This is a genomic window from Flavobacterium piscinae, assembly GCF_004122145.1.
GTDB lineage: Bacteria > Bacteroidota > Bacteroidia > Flavobacteriales > Flavobacteriaceae > Flavobacterium > Flavobacterium piscinae.
Map to the genome: position 1 here is coordinate 1 of NZ_SBKQ01000055.1, position 255 is coordinate 255.

The 255-nt window shown below is 45.1% G+C and carries 1 protein-coding gene; it reads right to left on the bottom strand.

Annotated elements, in window-relative coordinates:
• A partial coding sequence (locus EQG68_RS15155; protein ID WP_164975484.1) for a hypothetical protein occupies positions 1 to 255 on the bottom strand: 255 nt, incomplete at both ends.

The window sequence follows — 255 nt, forward strand, 5'->3', positions numbered from 1 at the left end:
CGTCACACTCTTCTATCGGTGCCGGATCAAATAATGGTTCCGGTCTTGGGATTACTCGTATGGTCAAGGTCGTAAAACTTGTACACCCTTCCGAACTTGTCACTCTCACCCCTAAGGTTTGCACCGCTGCAACAGCGTTAGTGTAAGCCGTTGGGTCTTGAATCGGATTTACATTATTCTGTGCATTTTGAAGGCTTGGATAATACGTAACGGTATAACCGCCTAATCCATTGGTAATATCATTATCGCGAATGG